Source organism: Granulicella arctica (assembly GCF_025685605.1).
GTDB classification, from domain to species: Bacteria; Acidobacteriota; Terriglobia; order Terriglobales; family Acidobacteriaceae; genus Edaphobacter; species Edaphobacter arcticus.
Genome location: NZ_JAGTUT010000001.1, coordinates 3,382,125 through 3,399,234 on the forward strand (window position 1 = coordinate 3,382,125; position 17,110 = coordinate 3,399,234).

A 17,110-nucleotide genomic window follows, 5' to 3' on the forward strand; every position below is an offset into this window, starting at 1 on the left:
AAGGGGCAAGGCTTGGGTCGAGAGGGTCGCCTATGAGTAGCACGCCGCAGCCCATCACGCTCCAGCACGTCATGCCTCACCGGCTTGGCCGCATCCTTATCCGCTCCATTGCGCGGGCGCTCGATCATGATTGCGTAAACATCGGCCAATCTTCCGCCTACTCGGCGATGGTGGCGTTGTTTCCTGCGCTGATCGTCGCTGCGGCTGCCGTCTCGCTGCTGCCGGATAGCACGCCGCTGCGGTCGCAGATGTCGATCTTCTTCGACCGCATCCTGCCGCCGGACGTCAGCCCGATACTTCAGAGCTACTTTGTGACGACACCGAACAGCAGCCACTCTGCCCATGCGCTGATTGTTGCGGCGATCGTGTCACTGAGCGGTGCCTCGGGAGTGATCGCTACGTTGATGGAGGGCATCCGCCGTGCCCACCAACTACCGGAGGATTGCTGGACGTTCTGGCAGCGGCGAATTCGTGCGCTCATCCTGGTGCCGCTCTCGCTGCTGCCCCTGTTCATCGCCAGCTTTCTCGTCGTCTTTGGCCAGTTGCTGACGGCGTGGCTCGCGACCCATGTGATGGAGTCGATGCGGACACCGGTCTTCCTGCTTGCGTTCCTGATCCGCTGGACCGTGGCGCTTACGGGCAGCGTTGGCTTGATTGCACTGCTGTACCACGCGGGTACGCCGAAGCGGCAGTTGTGGCGCAGCGTCCTGCCCGGTGCCATCATGGCGACGGCGCTCTGGTTCGTGACCACGCTCGTCTTTGGCTGGTATGTCACGCGATTCGCGAACTACAGCCAGGTCTATGGATCGCTTGGTGCGGGCATCGCGCTGCTGTTCTGGCTCTACATTATCTGTCTCAGTGTGCTGTGTGGGGCGGAGTTCAACGTGCAGTTCCAGTCGCGCTTCAACCAGGATGTACCGCCCGTCGCGTAGAGAGATTCACACGGCAAACGTCGCAGCCAGCTAGAATGGTCTCGCAGACAAAATACTATTGGTCAGACCATCGACGGCTTACCCCGCGCAGGTTGGAAAGAATCCGGAAGACCTTCATGACGCCTCAAGATACGACGCCTTACGCTACCGCCTCGCAGAACCCATTTCTCTCGACCGACCAGGTGCGCCGTGCCAAGATTGTCGCCACACTTGGGCCTGCCTGTAGTACTGAACCCGTGTTCCGCCAGCTTGTCCGCGCCGGGCTCGATGTGGCCCGGCTTAATTTTTCGCACGGCTCGCACGAGCAGAAGGCCGAGCTGATCGCCATGGTGCGCAAGGTTGCGCGCGAAGAGGGCAAGCCGATCTGCATCCTCGCCGACCTGCAGGGTCCGAAGATCCGCACCAGCAAGCTCGTCGATGGCAAGCCTGTTCTACTGACGGCTGGCCACCGGATCACGATCGTACCGCGTGAGGTCGATAACGGCACGGCGGAGTTCGTCGGCACCAGCTTTACGACGCTCGCCGAGAACCTTGTTCCGGGCTCGCGCATCCTGCTCTCGGATGGTCTGATTGAGCTGAGCGTGGTTGAGTGCACCGCCTCCGGCGACGTGATCTGCGACATCATCAATGGCGGCATGCTGGGCGAGAAGAAGGGCATCAACCTTCCGGGTATCGCCGTAAACGTTCCCTCACTTACTGAGAAGGATGAGATCGATCTGATCTTTGCGATCGGCCAGAATGTCGATACGGTCGCTGTCTCGTTCGTCCGCACCGCTGACGATGTGCGCCACGTCAAGCAGAGGCTGGCTGCGCTGAACTCCGATGCCTGGGTGATTGCGAAGCTGGAGAAGCCGCAGGCGATTGAGCATCTTGATTCGATCCTTGAAGTTGCGGATGGCATCATGGTTGCGCGCGGCGATCTCGGCGTGGAGGTTCCGCCCGAGAAGGTACCGGCGATCCAGAAGCACATCATTCGCCGTGCAGCGGAGTACCGTAAGCCGGTTATTACGGCGACGCAGATGCTTGAGTCGATGATCGACAATCCGCGGCCTACACGCGCCGAGGTCTCAGACGTGGCGAACGCGATCTATGACGGATCAGACTCCGTGATGCTCTCGGCTGAATCAGCCGCGGGCAAGTACCCCGTCCACGCCGTTGCGATGATGGCGAAGATTGTGGTGGAGACGGAGCACCAGATGCGCACCGATCCGCAGCCCGGCGAGCCGCGTCCGCGCAGCGTCAGCCTGTCGGTCGCCGAGACGATCTGCGAGTGCATGGCTCATGCTGCAGATGATCTCGACGTCGCGGCTATCGCCATCTTTACAGAGACCGGCGGCACCGCGCGGTTGCTCTCAAAGTACCGTCCGTCGCCGCCGATCTATGCGCTTTCTCCGTTCGAGAAGGTCATCAATCGGTCGATGCTGCTCTGGGGAACGTATCCCATCCTCTGCGACCGTTTCGACGATACGGACATGCTCGTCGGCATGGCCGAGACGATTCTCGAGAAGCTTGGCTATGTTCGCCAGAGCCAGGTGCTCGGGATCGTGGCTGGAACGCGTACCCGCTCCGGCGCGACCAACTTCATGCGCCTCCACATGGTCGGCGACCGCGAGGCAGAGATCGGCAAGACCAAGCCCGCGACCAGCTAAACTTTCGCAGATGATGCGCATCCCACTCCTGACGATGAAACGTGCTGTCGGAGTGAAGGATGGCCTTTGTTAGCCTGACGCGTCTGAGGATTCGGTCGATCCGGTTCCTGCCCCGCTTTGTTGTGCACACGCTGGCCTCGCTCCGGCAGGTGAAGAAGGCACCCGGCTTTCTTGTCGGTGCGTTGCTGCCAGATCGAAGCTGGACCTTCTGGACGCTGACCGCCTGGGAGAGTCAGGAGAGCATGCGTGCCTACATAGTCTCGGGCTCTCACAAGGAGGCGATGCGCCATCTGCTGGAGTGGTGCGACGAGGCCTCCGTGGCGCACTGGGACCAGCCGGACAGCACCCTTCCCGCGTGGCTCGAAGCCGACCGGCGCATGCGCGAGAGTGGACGGCCTTCGAAGGTGCTCCACCCAAGTCCGCATCATGCCGACCTAAGCTACCGGACGCCGCGTGTGACAGGAGGCGGCACGATCCATCGTGCGTGACCTACCTATAGCCATGTGCTTTGCGACGCGGCCAAGGCTTGTCCGACCATCAGAAATTTGGTTTACTTCAGTGGCGATGAAGTCTCAGCGTGAAAGTTCCCTATGAATGAAGCTCTCCACAGCACGGTCTGCATCGTTGGCGGCGGACCTGCAGGCATCGTCATGGCGCTGCTTCTCGCTCGTCAGGGCATTGATGTAACCGTGCTTGAGAAGCATAAGGACTTCAATCGGGACTTTCGTGGGGACACCATCCATGGTGCGACCCTTCGCGTCATGCAGGAACTTGGCCTGCTTGACGCGCTCCTGAAGGTTCCGCATCAGCAGTTCGATCATGCGGTCGCCTCGCTTGGCGGTTGTAATTACCTCATCGCAGACTTTACGACGCTGCCGTCACCAACCAACCTGATCGCGCTGATGCCTCAATGGGACCTCCTCGATTTCCTGTCTGCGGAGGTGCGAAAGTACCGAAACGCCCGCATCCTCATGGAGCATAAGGTTGCAGGGCTGATGAAGGACCAGAAGACAGGCCGGATCCTCGGTGCCTATGTTGAAGGCGATACGGGTACGACCGAGGTTCACGCCGCGCTCACGGTTGGATGTGATGGCCGGCACGCGATTACGACTGATTCTGCTGACCTGCAGCGCATTGAGCATGGTGCGCCCATCGATGTTCTCTGGCTGCGACTCTCACGCAGAGATAGCGATCCAGAGACTGCGCTGGGTAACCTGAACTATGGTCGCATGATCGTCATGATTAATCGGAAGGATTATTTTCAGTGCGGTTACCTCATTGCGAAGGACAGCTTCGAGACATCGATCAAGCCCGCTGGCTTAGAGAAGTTTCGCCAGCATCTAGTCAGCCTTGTCCCGTTCCTCGGTGCGCCAGGCCCGGACGGCAGATCCCGCGCCGAAGAGATCCAGTCGTGGGACGAGGTGTCCCTTCTCCCGGTGCAGGTCAATCGCCTGCGCCGCTGGCACATTCCGGGCTTGCTCTGCATTGGTGATGCCGCCCACGCGATGTCCCCGGTCGGCGGCATCGGGATCAACCTGGCCATTCAGGATGCGGTGGCTGCGGCGCGCATCCTGGCTCCGGTGCTTCGCTCAGCGCAGGAGCGCGGCAGCCCGATCACCGAGCACTCGCTCGCCCACGTCCAGCATCGCCGCCAACTGCCGACGCGCATCACCCAGACCTTTCAGACCACCATCCATGGATTTTTGAAGAGTTACCTGGGACGACCTGGCCCGCTCCGGGCTCCCCTGGTACTCCGCATGCTCAGCCGCAGCCAACTGTTTCATCGATTGACGGCACGCTTCATCGGCCTGGGCGTACGTCCTGAACACGTCCGTTAGGGGTAAACGGCTAGCCGGTTCAGCCTGCGTCGGGAGGCTCGCCTTGACTCTGCCCGCGTGGGATGGCATCGTACTCCTGCCAGCCCAAGGAGAGTTTCATGTCCCTGACCCGCAGAGATCTGACCCGTAGAGACTTCGGTCGTCTTGCCGCCGCTTCCGCCGCTTTTGCAACCGTGCCCCGTGCCATTGCTCAGGCTGCCGCGCCAAAGAAGATTCGTTACGCCATCATCGGTCTCGGACGCATCTCGCTCCAGCACTTTATGCCCGGCACGAAGATGTCGGCCATGTCCGAGGTGACGGCGTTCGTCAGCGGTCATCCCGACAAGGCGAAGCAGCATGCGGCTGAGTACAACATTCCCGACAGCTCCATCTATACCTACGAGAACTTCGACCGCATTCGCGACAATCCGAACGTTGACGCGGTTTATATTGCGCTGCCCAACAGCATGCACGCCGAGTACACCATCCGGTCTGCGCAGGCGGGCAAGCACGTCCTCTGCGAGAAGCCCATGGCGACCAGCGTGGCCGACTCCGAGGCCATGATCGCGGCCTGCAAGAAGGCCAATCGCAAGCTGATGATCGCGTACCGATGCCAGCTTGAGCCGACGACACTTCGCGCCCGCGAGTTCATCCGCAACGGCACCATCGGCGCGGTCCAGGCCATCGAGAGCGCGAACGGTTTCAACATCGGTCCGGACTGGCGCACCAATGGCAAGCTCGCCGGTGGTGGCCCGCTGATGGATGTCGGCATCTACTCGCTCAACGCCTGCCGCTTCATGCTTGGCGAAGAGCCCACCGTCATCGCTGCCAATGCCTCCACCATCGACCACGACGGCCGCTTCAACGATGTCGAAGAGAATGTCTCGTGGACGATGAAGTTTCCTTCAGGCGTCCTCGCAAGCTGCAACACGACGTACGGCGCCAACATGGAAGGCTACTACCGCATCCACGGCTCGAAGGGCACGCTCAACGTCGAACCCGCCTTCGGCTATGAGGGCATCCATCTGACTGGCCGCGTTCGTGGAGCACAGGGTCCGCCAACGGTCATCGATCTTCTTGAGCAGGAGAAGGACCCCGCCCAATTTGCTCGCGAGGCTGACCACTTCTCAGGCTGCATCCTGAATAACACGCCCGTCGGCCCGTCCGGCGAAGAGGGGTTGCGGGATATGCGGCATATTCAGACGATCTACAAAGCGGCGGGGATCAAGTTTTAGGAAGACCGCGGTCGTCCTCGTTACAATCGAACGATGGGCCGTATCCGCATCCTCTCCGACCAGGTGGCGAACCAGATTGCCGCGGGCGAGGTGGTCGAACGGCCTGCGTCGGTCGTCAAAGAGCTGCTTGAGAACTCGATTGACGCCGGTGCCACCCGCATTCGGATCGAGATCGAAGCGGGTGGCCGCAAGCTCATCCGGATCATCGATAACGGCCACGGCATGGTCCGCGACGACGCGCTGCTCGCCTTCGAGCGACACGCCACCTCGAAGCTTCGCACCTCGGACGATCTGCTTTCGATTGCGACGCTTGGCTTTCGCGGCGAGGCGCTGCCGTCCATCGCCTCAGTTGCTCGCGTGCATCTCCACACCCGCGCGGAGCAGGACGATTCCGGCACCGAGATCGAGATTGCCGGTGGCAACATCCTGCGCGTCGAGGATGCGGGTATGCCGCATGGCACGACCATCGAGATTCGCGACTTGTTCTTCAACACCCCGGCTCGGCGCAAGTTCCTCAAGACCGAGCAGACAGAGCTTTCGCACATCGCCGCGCTGGTAACTCACTACGCGCTGGCGCATCCCACGAAGCACATCGAACTGCATTCGGCCACACAGGCCCTGCTGGTTGCGCCATCGGTTGCGAATGCGGGGGACAGGCTCTTCCAGATCTTCGGTCGCGATACCTCCACGCTGATGATTCCTACCGCCTCCGAGATGGACTTCGCCCGTGCGGGACTGCCGGAGCCGCCGCCGTGGAAGCGCGAGTCTGACTACGCGCCGCCCGATCCGGGCTACATCCGCATCAGCGGCTTCGTCTCGAAGCCCGAGTTGCAGAAGCTGAATCGCAACTCGGTGTATGTGTTTGTGAATAACCGGCTGATTCGCGACCGCCTTGTTATCCATGCGCTCATCGAGGCCTACCGCAACGTCATTCCGCCGACGAGCTTCCCGGTCGTCTTGCTCTTCCTCGAGATGCCGCCGCAGGAGGTTGACGTCAATGTCCATCCGGCGAAGACCGAGGTGCGCTTCCGCCAGCCAAGCTTCGTTCACGACTTTATCCGCGACACCGTTCGCACGACCCTGATGGCGGCGCGACCGGCGACGAGCTTCACGATGGCGCTCAATCCGCAGCAGAATACGGCGCATAGCTCGCTGCTGCTCGATGTGAGCCCAATGCCCGGCGCGCCCGACCCGCCTGTCTTTACGCCGCGGCCGCAGTCCGAGAACGACCCGACGTTCAACGATGCGGAGCCGTTCACGCTCGCGCCACCCGTCGTTCCCGAGTCGCCGGGCCGCCTCGACTTCTCCGGCGCGAGCATCCCTGTGGGCTATGAGACAGAGGCCGACCCTGGTCCCACCTTGAACGCCCTTGCCACGCTGAAACCCCTCGGCCAGCTTCGCGATTCGTTTATCCTCGCCGTCAACGACGAAGGCCTGTGGATCGTCGACCAGCATGTCGCCCACGAGCGGGTGCTCTTTGAGAAGATCCTCCGCGAGCGCGAGACCGAGAAGGTGCAGCGGCAGCGCCTCCTCATGCCGGTGTTGATCGACCTGCTGCCCGCGCAATTGATCCGCTTTGCCGAGCTTGCCCATGAACTCGATCTGAACGGCTTCGAGGCCGAGCCGTTTGGTCCGCGCACCCTGGCGATCAAGGCTGCGCCGGTAGGTCTCGAGGGCAGGGAACTGGAGCGGATGCTGGAAGAAGTCCTCGGCGTACCCGAGCGCGAACAGCAGACGGAAAACGCCGAAACGCGCCGCCGCCGCATCGCCGCCAGTATCGCCTGCCATGCAGCTATCAAGATTAATACGCCGCTTGACTCGGTGAAGATCGACTGGCTGCTCGCCGAACTGGCGAAGACGGAGCACCCAACGAGCTGTCCGCACGGCAGACCCATCGCTTTGCGGTATTCTTATAAGGACGTACAGAAAGCGTTCCAGAGAATCTAGCCAGAAGCCTGGCGGTGCGAACCTGGTTCAGCGCTCGTCCCTTGAAAATTTGAATACATCCCCAGCCCCGGCGAAGGATTGCTGTTCCGCGCTTGCTTCAGCACAGAAGCGCCCAGCAGGAAGGCACCACCCCTTGAGCACTTCGAGCACGAACCTCCCCACGGCTGAACAACTCGCCACCTCCCGACTCCTTCAGTGGCACCAGCAGGGTGAAGCCCTTCTTACCTTTGAGAACCTGCGAAGCTGGATCAATGTGACCGGCCTGGTCCTCTTCTCCTCGCGTTCGCAGCAGCTTCCCGCACCCGCACCAACATTGGTCGAAGCCGTGATCGGAGCGCCGAACGAGAATCCCGTTCTGGCCGATACCGAGCAGGCTAAATCACTGCTCGCCCGTATGATCAGCGAAGGCATCGCGGTGCCGTTGAACCTGCTTGGCACCCCCGGCGAGACGCCTGACTTCATCGCCTCTGCAGCAGTCTTCTCCTACATCTTCACCCTGCGCGGCGACAAAGCCTGGAAGCTGCCACCCACGACCAGCGGCGCAGTAAAGGTCTCCCCACTCGCACTGGCGACGTACACCCTGCTCGGCGAGCGCGTCACCCTGAGCGCCTACGATCTTGCAACGCAGCTTGGCAAAGAGGTTACGGAGTCGGCGGTGCTTCGCGCCCTGAACGAGCTTTGGGTGCATCTCCGCGTGCTGCCGATCCCGCAGCCCGACGGCGCCGCCACCCTCTGGGAGCTGACGACCGCACGATTCACCAAGCTGATGAAGGCTGGCTCGAACGCCGGTCAGCCCAGCGCTCTCTCTGCGTTGATCAGCCTCTACCTCAATACGGCCATCGTCGCGACGGAGGAGGAGATCGAGACCTTCCTCTCGCCGCTCGCCGCCCGTAGCCGCATCCGCGACGTCGTCCACGCGCTCATGTCCGCACGCCAGCTGGAGACGATTGCGATTGAAGGCAAGACCGTCCTCCATGTTGCGGGCGAACTTCCTGCCTTCCTCATCCCGGAGGGCAGCGTCGTGATCGACACCGATGCCGCCGAGGGGATCTCGGATGACGCTTCCGGCGAAGCGACTGCCGATGGCGAGCCCGTCGAAGGCGCTCCGCGTATCAGCAAGTTCGTCGCTAAGCCACGCAAGATCGGAACGGGCTACGTCAGCAAGCCCGTGTTTGGCTCGCGTCCCGCATCAAGCGGCGACCGCGAACGCCGCCCGTTCAAGAGCGATTCCGGACCAGGTCCGCGCAAGCCGAGCTTTGGTAAACCTGGCTTCAGCAAGCCCAGCTTCAGCAAACCATGGGAGGAGCGTGCACCGCGTCCCGCCGCCGCAGAGGGTTCTGCTGAAGGAGCAGAGCAGGCTGGTGAGCAGTCCACGCCGCGCTTTGATTCGCCGAAGCCGCGCTTTGACCGTGGCGACCGTGGCGGAGATCGTCCCGCATACGGCCGCAAGCCAGCGTTCGGAGCCCGTCCCAGCTTCGGTGGGGATCGTGGCAGCCGTCCGGCGGGTGGTGGATTCGCAGGCCGCAGCCGCGACGGTGGAGACAGCCGTCCGCCGCGCCGAGAGTTCACGCCGCGTCCCGATGGAGCCTCCGGCGACTCGCGCCCACCGCGCAGAACCTTCAGCCCTTCGGCTGGCGGCGATCGCCCCCGCAGCGGTGGCTACGCAGGCAAGCCATCGTTCAGCCGCGATTCCAATGACAGCCGGCCACCTCGTCGCGACTTCGGCGACAGCCGTCCTCCACGCCGTGACTTCGGCAGCGACTCCCGTCCGCCGCGCCGCGACTTTGCGCCGCGCCCCAATCAGGAAGGTGGCGATTCTCGACCACCACGCCGCGAGTTCAGTCCACGTCCTTCGGGCGATCGACCATCGTTTGGCGGACCGCGCAAGCCCGGCTCCTTCAGCGCACGTCCGCAGGGCGGCGGCTTCGGCGGCGAGCGTAAGCCGTTCACGCCTCGCGAGGGTGGCGCACCCCGCTTTGGCGGAGAGCGCTCCGGCGGCAGCCCCGATCGTCGCGCCCGTACCGACGGGCCACCGTTCCGCAAGTTCGACGCACCCCGCGGCGATCGTCCGTCTCGACCTTCCTTCGGCGGAGATCGCCCTGCACGCCCATCGTTCGGTGGAGATCGTCCATCCCGTCCCGAGGGATCTGGCGGCTACGCCGGCAAGTCCGGCGGTGGCTATGCCGGTAAGCCTAGCGGCGGTTATGCTGGGAAACCAGCCGGTGGCGGCTATGCCGGTAAGTCGAGCGGCGGCTTTGCAGGCAAGAAGCCGTTCAGCAAGTCCGGCCCGGGCGGCAAGCCAGCGGGAACCTTCGACAAGTTCAAAAACAACGCGAAGCCCTTTGGCAATCGGCCTCCCGCGCGGAAGTATCGCCCCGAGGAAGGTGAGTCCAAGGGATGACGCTCGACGCTCCAGCATCGTCAGCAGCTCCGAAGCGCCAGCGGCCGGTCATCGCCATCGATGGACCGGCCGGCGCAGGCAAGTCGACGCTCGCGGCTCATCTCGCTCGACGCTTCGGCTTCCTGAACCTCGAGACGGGAGCGATGTACCGCGCCCTCGCGCTCAAGGCGATCGAGAACGACTTCGCCTTCGACGAAGAGGCGCCGCTGCTGACCCTGGCTTCAAACACCCGCATCACGCTCGAACCGCAGCTTGATGGCAATCGCGTCCGCCTCGATGGCATGGACGTAAGCCGCCGGATTCGTGACCAGGATGTCACCTCCGCTGCCTCGCAGATCTCGATTCATCCACAACTGCGCGCCTGGATGGTGCAGCAGCAGCGCGTGCTTGGACAGGCTGGCGGCGTGGTGATGGAGGGGAGGGACATCGGCACCGCCGTCTTCCCGGACGCCGAGGTCAAGATCTTTCTGGATGCGGCTCCCGAGGTTCGCGGCAATCGCCGGTACCGGCAAGCTGCTCCAGCAAGTCCCATGACTGCGGGGCAAAGTGCCCAGCGCCAGGCTCCCGACGCGCAGACCGCAGAAGAGCAGCGATCCGCCGAGCAGGCCATTATCGCGGAGTTGAAGGAGCGGGACCATCGCGACCGCACACGTGCGGAGTCTCCGCTGCAACCTGCAGAAGATGCCATTATCCTTGACTCGACGGCGATGTCGCTGGACGAGGTTCTGGCTGCTGCTGAAGAGATCGTTCGTTCCCACCTCCAGGGATAGCGGTAATTTTCTTCGATTCACGAAGCTTTGTATGGTCGGGTACTTTAGTTTTTTCTTAATTTCTTTCCAATGTCGTGCTAACCTCTCCACATCGTTTGAGTCAACGTCGGATTTTTCAAGGATTCTGCGGATTCGATTTGAATACGGGCGGTAAATTCATCAGTGGCAAGGGACGCGACATGGAACAGGGAACAGTGAAGTGGTTCAACGATGCCAAGGGGTTTGGCTTCATTAGTCGTCAGAATGGTGAGGATGTGTTCGTACACTACTCCGCAATCAATTCAAATGGCTTCAAAAGCCTTCAAGAGGGTCAGGCTGTCCAGTTCAATGTCGTCAAGGGTCCCAAAGGCTGGCAGGCCTCAGACGTACAGCCGCTGTAAGCAGAACGCTGCGTAACTTTCCACAGGTTCGCGAGAGGGATAGCTTCGGCTATCCCTTTTCGCCGTTTGGAGCGCAGGATCGGCGAAATAAGCGCGTGAAGGGTTGTGTGGTCTTGCCGACATGTCTCAACGTCGTGATTTGCCCCGGTCTTTTCGGCTTTTATACCGCTCTTCTTGGGGAGCGCCGTTACGTACGCCGCACCTGTTTTGTTGCTGCGTAGATACCGCGACGGTACAAACCCCAGATAGTCATAGGGGACTCTACGATTTTGGTTGCATCCTTGCCAATCGTGTTACCATTAGGTTGTCGTTGGAAACAGATTGGATTTCTGCAGTGGCTGTAGTGTACGAACCCCGATTTGGATATAGCGTCAATTTTGATCTAAAGGAATTAACAATATGGAGCAGGGAACAGTAAAGTGGTTTAACGACGCCAAGGGGTTTGGTTTCATCAGCCGTCAGAACGGCGAGGATGTTTTCGCGCACTACTCGGCGATCGTTTCAAGCGGTTTCAAGAGCCTTCAAGAAGGCCAGGCAGTTCAGTTCAATGTGGTCAAGGGACCCAAGGGCTGGCAGGCTTCGGACATCCAGCCTCTGTAGGCTGTAACCGCATCACCCAGATTCAGGAAGGGACGGCTTCGGCTGTCCCTTTCCATGTTTAACCACATATTTACTGCGGTGTAGCTGGTGCAGGTGTCTGCGGATCAGGCTCGACCGTACTCAATCCGGGCAAAATCGTCGCCGTCGCCTTGAACTTGCGGTAGTTCGAGTTCACCACGCGCAGATTGCCGTGGAAGTTCAACAAAAGAAGGACACGGATCGCACCCTGGCCGCTGGCGGATGAAGGCAGCCAGACCTCACCATTAACCTTCGTCCACTCCGCCTCAAAGCTCGAATCCTTCTTCACATCGGCAAGAAGACCACCACCAACCTTGAATGGATTGACGAAATGCCCCTGGATCTTGCGCAGGGAGCGATCTTGCTCGTCCACCCAGACCGTACCCTCCATCTCGCGAATCGCGCCCTCGAAGCGACTGCGCGTCTTGGCCTTTGGATTCCCCGTGAAGTCGACGGCGACCGTATCGCGCCCGTTGAGAGCGATTCTGCGTGCATTGCCGAAGCTGCCGAGTTCTAGAAAGCGGGAAACGGTAACCACATCGCGCTCCTCGTCGGTGGGTTTGCCCTGCCTCTCCTTGGCCTTGGCGATCTCCTTGTCGATCCGCTCCGTCTCCTTCTTCTGCTCGTCGGGGCTGAGGTCTTTGCCATCCTTCTTTGTGACTCGCCGGATACGTGCGCCTGCGACGTAAAAGATGTCAGACTCTTCCGTCTCCGTCTTTTTGACGCCGCCGTGGCTATCCTGTTCCTGCTCAGTCGCAAAGGAATGGTAGAGATAGTCCTTCACCATCGACTCCGAGGCCTTCTGATGGATCTCGACCTCGTGCATCAACGCGGGAATGTCGGGCAAGGGCTTATCCGTAGGCTCCGCAGCCTGCCCGAGGCAAACGGCACAGCCGAGTAGAAGCAGGCAGCCGAGATTCCGCAGAACGTGCTTCATCTTCCTACTATAGCCATGCGATCTAACGAATCCGGACATACCTGTCAGACGTAGGAGTATCAGCGCGGGAACGCCGAACGCACATATTGATCGATAACCGCACAAATCGCAGCGTTCTCATTACGAAGGGAATAGCATAAAAGATGAACGGATTGACCGCTCATCCGCACATTTCTACTCGAACCGAGGAAGCAATGGCTACAAAGACCTCCCCCCGTACAAGCTCAGCTCCAGCAGCCACACTGGAAAACCGCATCTCCGAACGTGAGTATGTCTTCGATATCTTTCGTCGTTGGGGCTACCTGCAATCCTGGCTTGATCCGCTCGGCCAGTACCTTCCGCCCGAGCCGTTTCCTGTCGCCGTTCCCGAGGGCGATTTCGCCGCCGAGGCGCGCAGCTACTACAGCGGAACCTTTGGCATCGAGTTCACCCACATCGTCAATCCAGAGCAGCGACAGTGGCTCCAGGAGCAGGTCGAGCAGCCAACGCAGCGGCCAGATCAGGCCCACGTCCTGACGCAGCTTATCCGTGCCGACATCTTCGAGCAGGTCATCCAATCGCGCTATCTCGGCACGAAACGCTTCTCCCTTGAAGGACTGACGGTCTTGATCCCATTCCTCGATCAGGTTTTGGCGACTGGCTCGGCTTCGGGTGTCGTGAAGGCATTGATTGCGATGAGTCATCGCGGCCGCCTGAGCGTTATGACCAACACGATTGGCCGTTCCCCATCGGAGATCTTCGCGAAGTTTGAGGATGTTGACCCGCGCAGCACACTTGGCGGCGGCGACGTGAAGTATCACGTCGGCGCAACCGGCGAATATCACGCGGTCGATGGTGGCGCGATCGCTCTCCATCTCGCCTCGAATCCCAGCCACCTTGAGGCTGTCAATCCCGTTGTCATGGGACGTTCGCGCGCCAAGCAGATTCGCATGGGCGAAGGCTCCCGCAACAAGGTGCTGCCGATCATCATCCACGGCGACGCCGCGTTTGCAGGCCAGGGCATCACGGCGGAGTCGCTCAACATGGCCTCGCTCGGCGGCTACAACATCGGCGGAACGATTCACATCATCGTCAATAATCTCCTTGGCTTTACGGCGTTGCCGGAGGAGTCGAACTCCTCTCGCTTCTCGACCGATATGGCGAAGCGGCTGCCGATCCCGATCTTCCATGTGAACGCGGAAGATCCTGATGCGGTGATGCGCATTGCGAAGATCGCCACCGAGTATCGTCAGCGTTTCCACTCCGATGTGGTGATTGACCTGATCGGCTACCGGCGCTACGGCCACAACGAGGCGGACGATCCCACCGTTACGCAGCCCCGTCGTTACGCGCTCATCAAGGATCGCAAACCGCTCTATCAGCTCTACGCGGAGCAGATCGGCGTCGACCCGACCGAGGAAGCGAAGGCGATCCAAAACGGGTTCTTTGACGAGCAGAAGGCAGCCACGAAGGTGGAGCGCAAGCCGCGTCTCGCGCAGCTCCCTGACTACTGGAGCAGCTATCGCGGCGGCGAGTTGACCGAGGCGGACGCTCAGATCATGACCGGCGTCGCTGCCGATCGCGTCCTCGAACTCTCGCGCCAGCTCACCAGCTATCCGGCCAACTTCCACATTCATCCCAAGGTGCAGAAGCTCTACGAGCAGCGCGTGGAGATGGCAGAAGGCAAGCGCGCCTTCGACTATGGCTCAGCCGAACTGCTCGCCTACGCATCGCTGCTGACCCAAGGAACCCCGGTACGGCTCACCGGCCAGGATACGCAGCGCGGTACGTTCAACCAGCGCCATTCCGTTCTCGTCGACATGGAGACTGAGGTCCGGTATACGCCGCTTGAGCACCTGACCCCAACGCAGGCTCGCTTTGAGGTGCATAACTCGCTGCTATCCGAAGCAGCGGCGCTCGGCTATGAGTACGGCTACTCACGCGACTACCCCGAGGCACTCGTGCTTTGGGAGGCGCAGTTCGGCGACTTCGTCAACGGCGCGCAGATCATCATCGATCAGTTCATTTCGTCCGGCGAGGCGAAATGGGGCCTGCTCTCCGGCCTCGTGATGCTCCTGCCCCATGGCTACGATGGCCAGGGCCCCGAGCATTCTTCCGCTCGCATGGAGCGCTTCCTGCAGCTTGCCGCTCACGACAACATGGTCATCGCGCAGCCGTCGAACGCCTCACAATACTTCCACCTGCTGCGACGACAGGCAATGCGCTCTTGGCGCAAGCCGCTCATCGTCTTCACGCCGAAGAGCATGCTGCGTCACCCCGATGCTGCCTCGACCCTCGCCGAACTGGCGAAGCCGCAGTTCGAGAATGTACTGCCGGATAACGATGTGACCAACCCGCGTCGGCTGCTTGTCTGCAGCGGCAAGATCGGCCATAACCTCCGCGTGGAACGTGCCAAGCGCAACGACATGAGCGTGGGCATCATCTTCGTCGAACAGCTCTATCCCTGGCCCGAGCAGGAGTTGCAAGCCGCGCTCGACCAGCATCCCGATGCACCCGAGATCGTCTGGGTCCAGGAGGAGCCGGCCAACATGGGAGCGCATACCTTTGTCATGCCGCTCCTCCGCCGCATGGTTGGCGACCGCGCGCTGACAAGCGTCAAGCGAACCGCCAGTGCCAGCCCGGCGACTGGTTCCGCCAAGGCGCATGAGATGGAAGAGAAGACCCTGATCAATCTCGCGCTCGGCGCGCTGCACGGCTAATCGGCAGCCCGGCTCCTAGCTGGAGGAGCCGGGCTCCGTAATCTCTTTCGCATAGATCTGGTGAGTCGTAATCGGCGGTGTGTCCGCTCGATGGAGCGCCCACACGCCTTCTCGAATCAGGGCATCGCTCGCAGTAACGCGTTCGCGGGAGCGCAGGTAGTCCAGCCACGACTCCATCACGAACGTCTCGTTCAGGTTCTCCGGCTCGTTCACGTCGCGGAAGACTCCCCAACGAATCGCTCCGTCCCGCAACCGTACGCCGCGCATCTGGTGGATCGCCCTCGTGAACGCCGGATAGTTCTCCAGCGGGACCCGGTAGGTGATCGAGATCCGCACCGGTCCTGCCGTTGGTTCAGAGTCCAGATAGTCCAGCACAAACTGTGGCGCAGGGCGCTTCCACTGGTACGGCGTAAAGTCCGGCCTGGCCCCACGCAGGATGTGGAAGCGCCGCGCTAGCGGGTAGCTGATCGAGAGACCGACAGCGGCGGTGACCAGCGCCTTGGTCGTCGAAGTGTGCTCGGCGATATATCCCCACAAAACACTGCCGAGAGCAAGCCCGCCTTGGAAGGTCATCAGGTACGCTCCGAGCACGCGAGCCTGCACCCATGCTGGTACTGAGAGTTGCACCGATGTGTTGAGCGTCGCCATGGTGCTCGTCCACGCGAAACCTGCCACGATCAACGTCGCGATGATGATCGCGGGCAGTTTGATGAACGCAAGGATCAGCAGCGTGACGATGTACACGCCGGTCGAAGCCGCGATGATTGAATCCGCGCTGAAGCGGCTGCGCAGCCGATGGAGCGTACTCGCGGCGATCACGGCGCCCAGCCCCATGCTGCCGTTCAGGATGCCGTATCCCATCGCACCCTGGTGCAGATCGCGCTGGGCCACGACCGCCAGCAGCGACCACACCGCCGAGACGAAGAACGTAAAGACAAACGCTCGCAGCAGGGAAGCCTGAATATCCGGAGCATAGCGAATGTAGCGCAGCCCCGCCCGCATCGACCCGGCCATACGTTCTGCCGGCAGCGTGCTCTTGAAGAGCGGAATGCGCTTCCAGTTCACCAACACCCAGATCACCGCGCCAAACGAGATGGCGTTGAGGAAGAAGACGGCACCTGCACCGTTGTCCGTCTTCTTGAAGGCAGCGACCATCAGGCCGCCGAGCGCCGGGCCCACCGCACGCGCAAGATTGTTGCTCGCCGAGCTGAGCGACACGGCGTCTGGAATCAGTTCGCGTGGGATCAGCTCCGGGACGATCGCCTGCCACGCTGGGTTGTTCATCGCGGAGCCGATGTTCAGCAGAAAGGTGAACGCCAGCAGTGCCCAGGGCGAGATGTGTCCGAAGAAGGTCAGCACGGCCAGGATGGCGACCGAGGCCAGCATCCAGACCTGCCAGAAGATCAGCAGCTTTCTCCGGTCGAATACGTCCGCAGTCGCACCCGCCAACAGTCCAAGGAAGAGCACGGGCAGACTCGCCGCCGTCTGCATCAGGGCAATCAGCAGGGGCGACGACGTGAGCGAGGTCATCAGCCACGTGCCCGCCGTATCCTGCATCCACGTACCCACACTGGAGATGGTCGAGGCGATCCACCGGTCGCGGAAGAGCGCGATGCGCAGCGGGCCAAAGCCCCCGGCTGAGGGTAGAGGTATTACTTCGGGAGTGATCTCAGGTGTGTCCAACGACCTCGTCTCTGCTTCTGAATACGATGTGCCGACACTCCA

The 17,110-nt window shown here is 61.4% G+C and carries 13 protein-coding genes; 11 read left to right on the forward strand and 2 right to left on the reverse strand.

Features of this window, described 5'->3' with window-relative positions; genetic code table 11:
* Positions 1–32 precede the first annotated feature (32 nt).
* From OHL20_RS14435 to OHL20_RS14480, 10 genes are all read left to right on the forward strand, one after another.
* Positions 33–932 carry a YihY/virulence factor BrkB family protein gene (locus tag OHL20_RS14435; RefSeq protein WP_263383879.1) on the forward strand — a complete coding sequence of 300 codons (900 nt, stop codon included), beginning with the start codon at positions 33–35 and terminating at the stop codon, positions 930–932.
* Positions 933–1,048: 116 nt separating this feature from the next.
* Positions 1,049–2,581, forward strand: a complete 1,533-nt coding sequence (pyk, locus tag OHL20_RS14440; RefSeq protein WP_263383880.1) for a pyruvate kinase — start codon at positions 1,049–1,051, stop codon at positions 2,579–2,581.
* Positions 2,582–2,640: 59 nt separating this feature from the next.
* Positions 2,641–3,069: a DUF3291 domain-containing protein gene (locus OHL20_RS14445; RefSeq protein WP_263383881.1), complete on the forward strand. Its 429-nt coding sequence runs from the start codon at positions 2,641–2,643 to the stop codon at positions 3,067–3,069.
* A gap of 102 nt (positions 3,070–3,171) precedes the next feature.
* Positions 3,172–4,419: an FAD-dependent oxidoreductase gene (locus OHL20_RS14450; RefSeq protein WP_263383882.1), complete on the forward strand. Its 1,248-nt coding sequence runs from the start codon at positions 3,172–3,174 to the stop codon at positions 4,417–4,419.
* A gap of 98 nt (positions 4,420–4,517) precedes the next feature.
* The gene (locus tag OHL20_RS14455; RefSeq protein WP_263383883.1) at positions 4,518–5,633 is read left to right on the forward strand and encodes a Gfo/Idh/MocA family protein; all 1,116 of its coding nucleotides are present in this window, start codon (positions 4,518–4,520) and stop codon (positions 5,631–5,633) included.
* Between the two features lie 33 nt (positions 5,634–5,666).
* Positions 5,667–7,580 carry a DNA mismatch repair endonuclease MutL gene (gene mutL, locus OHL20_RS14460; protein ID WP_263383884.1) on the forward strand — a complete coding sequence of 638 codons (1,914 nt, stop codon included), beginning with the start codon at positions 5,667–5,669 and terminating at the stop codon, positions 7,578–7,580.
* A 133-nt stretch (positions 7,581–7,713) separates the two neighbouring features.
* The gene (locus OHL20_RS14465) at positions 7,714–9,981 is read left to right on the forward strand and encodes a hypothetical protein (protein ID WP_263383885.1); all 2,268 of its coding nucleotides are present in this window, start codon (positions 7,714–7,716) and stop codon (positions 9,979–9,981) included.
* Entirely contained in the window at positions 9,978–10,751 is a 774-nt protein-coding gene (gene cmk, locus OHL20_RS14470) for a (d)CMP kinase (protein ID WP_263383886.1), read from the forward strand. Before OHL20_RS14465 ends, cmk begins: the two co-directional genes overlap by 4 nt.
* A 179-nt stretch (positions 10,752–10,930) precedes the next feature.
* Positions 10,931–11,131, forward strand: coding sequence for a cold-shock protein (locus OHL20_RS14475; protein ID WP_013581125.1), 201 nt, complete (start codon positions 10,931–10,933; stop codon positions 11,129–11,131).
* A 399-nt stretch (positions 11,132–11,530) separates the two neighbouring features.
* Positions 11,531–11,731: a cold-shock protein gene (locus OHL20_RS14480; protein ID WP_179486580.1), complete on the forward strand. Its 201-nt coding sequence runs from the start codon at positions 11,531–11,533 to the stop codon at positions 11,729–11,731.
* Positions 11,732–11,801: 70 nt separating this feature from the next.
* Here OHL20_RS14480 and OHL20_RS14485 read toward each other — a convergent pair whose 3' ends face one another.
* Positions 11,802–12,686, reverse strand: a complete 885-nt coding sequence (locus OHL20_RS14485) for a hypothetical protein (RefSeq protein ID WP_263383887.1) — start codon at positions 12,684–12,686, stop codon at positions 11,802–11,804.
* A 194-nt stretch (positions 12,687–12,880) separates the two neighbouring features.
* On the opposite strand from OHL20_RS14485, the gene OHL20_RS14490 reads away from it, so the two are divergent.
* On the forward strand, positions 12,881–15,385 hold the full coding sequence (locus OHL20_RS14490) for a 2-oxoglutarate dehydrogenase E1 component (RefSeq protein WP_263383888.1): 2,505 nt from the start codon (positions 12,881–12,883) through the stop codon (positions 15,383–15,385).
* A 15-nt stretch (positions 15,386–15,400) separates the two neighbouring features.
* Here OHL20_RS14490 and OHL20_RS14495 read toward each other — a convergent pair whose 3' ends face one another.
* Complete coding sequence (locus OHL20_RS14495; RefSeq protein WP_263383889.1) at positions 15,401–17,068, reverse strand: MFS transporter; 1,668 nt, start codon at positions 17,066–17,068, stop codon at positions 15,401–15,403.
* Between the last annotated feature and the right edge of the window lie 42 nt (positions 17,069–17,110).

Excerpts from the sequence above, each read along its gene's own strand:
- OHL20_RS14490 (WP_263383888.1), top strand. The coding sequence starts at position 12,881 with ATGGCTACAAAGACCTCCCCCCGTACAAGCTCAGCTCCAGCAGCCACA.
- OHL20_RS14485 (WP_263383887.1), bottom strand. The coding sequence starts at position 12,686 with ATGAAGCACGTTCTGCGGAATCTCGGCTGCCTGCTTCTACTCGGCTGT.
- OHL20_RS14480 (WP_179486580.1), top strand. The coding sequence starts at position 11,531 with ATGGAGCAGGGAACAGTAAAGTGGTTTAACGACGCCAAGGGGTTTGGT.
- OHL20_RS14475 (WP_013581125.1), top strand. The coding sequence starts at position 10,931 with ATGGAACAGGGAACAGTGAAGTGGTTCAACGATGCCAAGGGGTTTGGC.
- OHL20_RS14445 (WP_263383881.1), top strand. The coding sequence starts at position 2,641 with ATGGCCTTTGTTAGCCTGACGCGTCTGAGGATTCGGTCGATCCGGTTC.
- mutL (WP_263383884.1), top strand. The coding sequence starts at position 5,667 with ATGGGCCGTATCCGCATCCTCTCCGACCAGGTGGCGAACCAGATTGCC.
- cmk (WP_263383886.1), top strand. The coding sequence starts at position 9,978 with ATGACGCTCGACGCTCCAGCATCGTCAGCAGCTCCGAAGCGCCAGCGG.
- OHL20_RS14455 (WP_263383883.1), top strand. The coding sequence starts at position 4,518 with ATGTCCCTGACCCGCAGAGATCTGACCCGTAGAGACTTCGGTCGTCTT.
- pyk (WP_263383880.1), top strand. The coding sequence starts at position 1,049 with ATGACGCCTCAAGATACGACGCCTTACGCTACCGCCTCGCAGAACCCA.
- OHL20_RS14435 (WP_263383879.1), top strand. The coding sequence starts at position 33 with ATGAGTAGCACGCCGCAGCCCATCACGCTCCAGCACGTCATGCCTCAC.
- OHL20_RS14450 (WP_263383882.1), top strand. The coding sequence starts at position 3,172 with ATGAATGAAGCTCTCCACAGCACGGTCTGCATCGTTGGCGGCGGACCT.